Source organism: Streptomyces sp. NPDC053673, assembly GCF_055585225.1.
Genome location: NZ_JBVJKN010000007.1, coordinates 12,806 through 18,572 on the forward strand (window position 1 = coordinate 12,806; position 5,767 = coordinate 18,572).

Here is a 5,767-nt window from a genome sequence, read left to right on the forward strand (position 1 = left end):
CCGTGGTGCCGGGCATCGCGTGGTCCGGCGCTGTGGTGCCGGGCATCGCGTGGTCCGGCGCCGTGGTGCCGGGCATCGCGTGGTCCGGCGCCGTGGCGCCGGGCATCGCGTGGTCCGGCGCCGTGGCGCCGAGCGCCTCGGCGATACGCGCCGCCATGCCCGGCAAGGCCGCCTCCAGCTCGACGCGGTGCACCGGCGTGAAGCCGTGCCGCCCGCCGTCGGGAACTCCGGCCGGCCAGCCGAGGTCCACGCGCACGGCGGACGCCGCGCCGCTGGAGCGCTCGGCCGCGCGCGGCGCGGCATCGCCCGGGCGGGACTCGGCGGCTTCCCGGCCCGCGGCCGGAGCGGTGTCGCCCTCGGCCGCCGCCGCGGCCTCGTGCTCCGCCACCAGGCGCCGGCCCTTCTCCAGGACCCCCGCCGGCAGACGCACCGTGCCTTCGACCGCGGCCACCAGGTCGATCCGGGCGTCGATCTCCTTCGCGAAGGCCTCCACGCGGCCCAGATCGGCCGCCGAGCGCATGTCGACGAGGGCGACGATCACGTACCGCTTGCGCGGGTATCGCTCGTGCAGGTCGCGGATCGTGTTCAGCACGGTGTTGCCCGTGGAGAACTCGTCGTCCACCAAGACCAGCGGACCCTCGCCCGCCAGCAGTTTCGGGTCCTCGGGGAGCAGGAGGTGCGAGGTGGCGTGGGAGTGCGACTCCTCGAAGCCACCGGCCTTGGCCAGGCCGTCGACGGGGCGCCGCGTCGAGTGCAGATAGGGCACGAGGCCCAGCCCGTCGGCGACCGAGTGGCCTAGGCCGGTCGCGGTCTCCGCGTAGCCGAGGACCACGGCGCGCGCGGCCTCCTCCTGGCCGAGCAGCTCGCGTACGCGCAGGCCGAGCGCGAACCCGTATCCGTACACGACGGCCGGGCTCTGCGGCACATGCTTACCCAGCACATGCGATACCAGCAGGTGCGCCCGCTTCGGGTTGCGCCGCAGGGCCAGGCCCAGCAGCGACCTCAGCTCGCCGTCGGCACCGTCGCCGTTTCCGACGAGCTCCACTCCCAGCCGCTGGGAAACCCAGCTACCCGACCACACCACTGCTTCGTCTTCCTCCTTCATCAGCCTGCCAGACCGGCGGTGAGCAGCTCCACAAAGCCCACGTCCTCACGAGCGACACCGAACACCTCGGCGCGCAGCAGAGTGCGCTCCGCCCAGGCGCGGTGCGGCTTCACCTCGTTCATCTTGTTCGTGTACGCCGAACGCATCACCCCTCCTCCTCCCCGCTCGGGGTGAAGGATGTCCTGTGCGTCGCTGAACTCCTCATGACTGACCACTGACAATGCGTGTACGGGCAGTACGTGGGAGGGGTGGATGCAGGTCTTGCCGAGCAGCCCGTTGGCGCGGTCCAGCTCGATCTCCCGCAGAAGTCCGTCGAGGTCGTGCTCGATCAGCGTGGTACGCAGCTTCTCGGCCCGTACCTCGAGGAACGGGCTGCGCCGGAGCTGCGGTTTGAACATCCGCTCCTGGAGGCGGAAGTACTCCCAGACGGGCCCGGTGATGGTGAATCCGCTCCCGTCGGCGCGGCCGAGGACGTTGACGACGTCCGCGATGACATGGGCGACGATCTTTACGTCGTACGCCGTCATGTCGGGCGAGCGGCGCAGTCCGTACGCCGAGCAGAAGTCGGTGACGCCGAGGCGGAGCGCGAGAATCCGCTCCCGGTGCCTGCCGACGGCGCGGGAGATGCCGGCGAGCGTCTCGGACCTGGACTCCAGGTGGAGCAGCTCGGGCGATTCGAGCACGGGCATCGCGTACAGCCGGCGGCCGGTCGTGGCCTCCGCGGCGCTGAGGGCCTCCAGGAACGGGCCGCCGCGCTCTTCGGTGAACTTGGGGAGTACGAATCCGGACAGCAGCCGGACCGAGTCACCGAGACGCCGGACGAGGTCCTCGATCTGGCCGGATTCGCGCACCCGGATGAAGAGCAGCGGCACCTCGACACCGCGCGCGTCGAGGTCGGCGAACTGGTGGACCAGGTTCTCCTCGGCGTCGGAGACCTCGGCGTCGTCGATCGAATCCTCCAGGCAGAGCACCATGGAGACGACTCCGTGCGCGCCCTGCTTGATCACGTCGTCCGCGAGTCGCGGCCGGGTCGCCGGGCTGTAGAGCGTCGCTCCGAGCGCACAGGCGAGCATCCGGGCAGGGGAGCCTGCATCGAATTCGGACGGCTCCTGGTAGAACAATTCCTTCCGGGAAGTGGTCGGGATATACCCGAAATGACGCATCTGAGTCCCCCGTACTGCCTGTGCGGCCCTGTCGTTTGGTGGCCGGTAATAGTACGTAGGGACAGGTGTCAAGAGTTCCCCAAGTGCATGAAATCCAGGTAACTCGTCCCCTTCGTGTCCCCGACACAGGCTGCCCCGTACCGGGCCGGGACATGCCCTGGCGCCCCCGCGTTGTCCGTGCGGGGCCTGGGAAGGCAGGATGACGGGCATGACGCACGCGATGCTGAAGGGCTCCAACGTTCCGCTCGGGGCGACCGCTGTCCGAGCCGTTCTGCGCTGGACCACCGGCGCCGGGGTCCCGGACGTGGACGCCTCCGCCCTGCTGCTCGGCTCCGACGGCCGTGTGCGCGCCGACGAGGACTTCGTCTTCTACAACCAGCCCCGCCACCCGTCCGGGCTGGTGCGGCTGCTGCCCAAGAAGCGGGTCGCCGATGGGCTCACCGACACCGTCCAGGCGGATGTCGGCTCGCTGGACGCCTCGGTCGACCAGGTGGTCATCGCGGCCTCCTCCGACGGCGGCACCTTCTCGGGCGTACCGGATCTGCGGATCATGCTGTACGACGCCGCGACGTCGGACGGCGAACCGCTGGCCTTGTTCGACGTCCGGCCGGAGACCGGCGAGGAGACCGCGATCATCTGCGGTGAGCTGTACCGGCGCGGAGAGGGCTGGAAGTTCCGCGCGGTGGGTCAGGGCTATCCGACCGGGCTGATCGGCCTGGCCACGGCCTTCGGCATTTCGGTGGACGACAGCACCCCGGCGGAGGAGCCACCTGCCCGGCCCGAGACACAGACCCAGGCACAGGCACAGGCACAGGCACAGGCACAGCCGCAGGCACAGACCCAGCCGCAGGCACAGCCGCAGCCCCAGCCGGAGGCACAGCCCGGCTACGGCTACCCGCAGCCGGCCTCGCCCGCGACCCAGCCGGCCTACGGCTACCCCCAGCCCGCTTCCCCGGCGACGCGCCCCGCGTACGGTTATCCGCAGCCGGCGACGGCGCCCGCCGCGGATCCGCAGCCCGCGTACGGCTACCCGCAGCCGGCCGCCGCGGCCGCCCCGGCGCCCGACCCGAACTTCCGGCTGCCCCCGATGGGTCCCCAGTTCATCCGGCAGTAGCGGCAGGCGGGCGGCCGCTCAGACCGGCCGCTCAGACCGGCCGCTCAGATCTTGGTCTTGTAGCCGCGGCCCCACTGCAGTCCCCAGCCGTACAGCCGGTCCAGCTCGGCCTGGAAGCCGTACACGAACTTCACCTCACGGCGCACGATCAGCTCGCCCTTGACGTTCTCCACCATGAACACCGCGCACGAGCGGGCCTGCGGGGCGCGCTCGTCCAGCTCGATCTCCACGCGAGGCCCGTTGCTCGGGTAGAGGGTCACCTTCGCGTGCGTACGGTCGAAAGCCGGGGTCCGGTCGTAGATGTAGACGAAGAACAGCAGCCGCTTGATCGACTCGCGGTGGTCGAGATTGACGAACAGCGTCTCGCCGGAGGGGGCGCCGAACCGGTCGTCCCCGCTGAGCCGCACGAAGGGCGGCTCGTTGAGACTGCCGAAGAAGCCGCCCAGCGGCTGCACCACGCCCTTGCTGCCGTCCGTCAGCTCGTAGAGGCAGCCGAGGTCGAGGTCCACATTGACCACGCCCTGGGTGTGCGCCTGGACCACATCGGGCTTGAAGAGCTTGAAGGGGTGCCTCAGCAGTCGGCCGCTCTGCTTGGAGCGGCCCTCGATGTCGGACGTCCGCATCCGCCACGAGAGGTTGACCCGGAGGTTTCCGGTGGCGGCGCCCTGCTTGCTGAGCGAGACCTGGGGGTGCCTTCTGGTCAGCTGGATGGAGTTGGTCGAGGCGCTGCCCGAGTCGAACTGCGCTGCCCTGCCGCGCCACAAACCGTCCCAGAAGGCCATGTCCCACCCCTGCCTGCGCCGGCCCCCGAGGGCCGGTCCCGATACAACCGCGAGGGGCGGCCCGGAGGCCGGTGTGCCTCCTGGCCGCCCCGCTGAGAGCGTTCCTCAAACCCTGCGGCGTCACACTTCCTTCGCCGCGAGCTCCTTCTCCTCGGACTCTTCCGCCGCGAGCCGCCGGTTGCGCATCACCGACGAGAGGAAGGACCAGGCGATCAGCACGACGCCGATGAGACCGGTGACGAGCTCGCTGATCTCGTGCTCGATGGTGACGAGCAGGATGACGGCGAGGGCGCCGATCGCGTAGTGCGCGCCGTGCTCCAGGTAAACGTAGTCGTCGAGGGTGCCCTGGCGGACCAGGTAGACCGTGAGCGACCGGACGTACATGGCGCCGATACCGAGGCCGAGCGCCATCCAGAAGATGTGGTTGGTGATGGCGAAGGCGCCGATCACGCCGTCGAAGGAGAACGACGCGTCCAGGACTTCCAGGTACAGGAAGAGGAAGAACGCCGCCTTGCCGGCCAGGCCGACCGCGGAGACCTGCTTGCCCTCGGCCTTGGCCTTCTCCTCCTCCTCGTGCTCACGCTCCTCCTCTTCCTCGAGCTTGTCCTCGAAGTAGCCGGAGAGACCGCCGACGATCAGGTACGTGATCAGACCGGCGACACCGGCGAGCAGCACGGTGGCGGACTTGTCCGCGTAGCCGGTGCTGGTGTGGGCGTGGGTCGCGAAGGTCATGGCGCTGACCAGCAGGGCGATCAGGGCGATGCAGACCGACAGCATGTCGATCTTGCCGAGCTTGGCGAGCGGGCGCTCCAGCCAGGCGAGCCACTTGATGTCCCGCTCCTCGAAGATGAAGTCGAGGAAGATCATCAGCAGGAACATGCCACCGAAGGCCGCGATGGCCGGGTGCGCGTCGGTGACCAGGGCCTCGTACTTCTCGGGCTCGTCCAGCGCGAGGTTGACGGCCTCGATGGGCCCGACCTTGGCGCTGATGGCGACGATGGCGACGGGGAAGACCAGCCGCATACCGAATACCGCGATGAGCACGCCGACCGTGAGGAAGATCTTCTGCCAGTAGGCATTCATCTTCTTCAGGATTCCGGCGTTGACGACCGCGTTGTCGAACGACAACGAGATCTCGAGGACCGACAGGATCAGGACGATCCCGAACGCCTCCCACCCCCACTGCCAGGCGGCGAATGCAAGGCCGATCGCTGTAATGGCGAACGACCAGCCGAATGTTCTCAGGACCACTGCCTATCCCATCGGTTGTACGGGCCCCGCCGTAGCGGGTCTCCCCCGTGCCGCACGCGGCTCCACGCTGATGTCTCCCGGGGGGCGACCCCCGGACCCCCAGCACAAAACCCTGAGGGCGGGCCCGGACTTGGACCGGGCCGGAGCAATGTTTTAGGAAACATTGACTCCGAAGTCTAGAGCGATGCCCCGGAGCCCCGACGCGTACCCCTGCCCTACGGCCCGGAACTTCCATTCGCCGCCGTAGCGGTACAGCTCGCCGAAGATCATCGCGGTTTCGGTCGAGGCGTCCTCGCTCAGGTCGTAACGCGCGAGCTCCTGGCCGTCCGCCTGGTTGACCACGCGAATGAAG

Annotated in this window: 6 protein-coding genes; 1 reads left to right on the forward strand and 5 read right to left on the reverse strand. The window is 69.3% G+C overall.

The genetic code is table 11. From position 1 onward, the window contains the following. Together ACZ6ZQ_RS12720 and ACZ6ZQ_RS12725 are read right to left on the reverse strand one after the other, a co-directional pair. Positions 1–1,105: phosphoribosyltransferase domain-containing protein (locus ACZ6ZQ_RS12720; protein ID WP_469768550.1), on the reverse strand; the 1,105-nt coding region annotated here is incomplete at its 3' end. Beyond that, positions 1,105–2,268 carry an HpcH/HpaI aldolase/citrate lyase family protein gene (locus tag ACZ6ZQ_RS12725; protein WP_469768551.1) on the reverse strand — a complete coding sequence of 388 codons (1,164 nt, stop codon included), beginning with the start codon at positions 2,266–2,268 and terminating at the stop codon, positions 1,105–1,107. The genes ACZ6ZQ_RS12720 and ACZ6ZQ_RS12725, both read right to left, overlap by 1 nt. A gap of 208 nt (positions 2,269–2,476) precedes the next feature. On the opposite strand from ACZ6ZQ_RS12725, the gene ACZ6ZQ_RS12730 reads away from it, so the two are divergent. Further along, the gene (locus tag ACZ6ZQ_RS12730; protein ID WP_469768552.1) at positions 2,477–3,382 is read left to right on the forward strand and encodes a TerD family protein; all 906 of its coding nucleotides are present in this window, start codon (positions 2,477–2,479) and stop codon (positions 3,380–3,382) included. Between the two features lie 44 nt (positions 3,383–3,426). On the opposite strand, the gene ACZ6ZQ_RS12735 is transcribed toward ACZ6ZQ_RS12730, so the two are convergent. The 3 genes from ACZ6ZQ_RS12735 to ACZ6ZQ_RS12745 form a co-directional block, all read right to left on the reverse strand. Next, a complete protein-coding gene (locus ACZ6ZQ_RS12735) occupies positions 3,427–4,164 on the reverse strand; it encodes a TerD family protein (protein ID WP_469768553.1) in 738 nt (245 codons plus the stop codon). A gap of 120 nt (positions 4,165–4,284) precedes the next feature. After that, positions 4,285–5,415 carry a DUF475 domain-containing protein gene (locus ACZ6ZQ_RS12740; RefSeq protein ID WP_469768554.1) on the reverse strand — a complete coding sequence of 377 codons (1,131 nt, stop codon included), beginning with the start codon at positions 5,413–5,415 and terminating at the stop codon, positions 4,285–4,287. Between the two features lie 153 nt (positions 5,416–5,568). Continuing rightward, a partial coding sequence (locus ACZ6ZQ_RS12745; RefSeq protein ID WP_469768555.1) for a TerD family protein occupies positions 5,569–5,767 on the reverse strand: 199 nt, incomplete at its 5' end.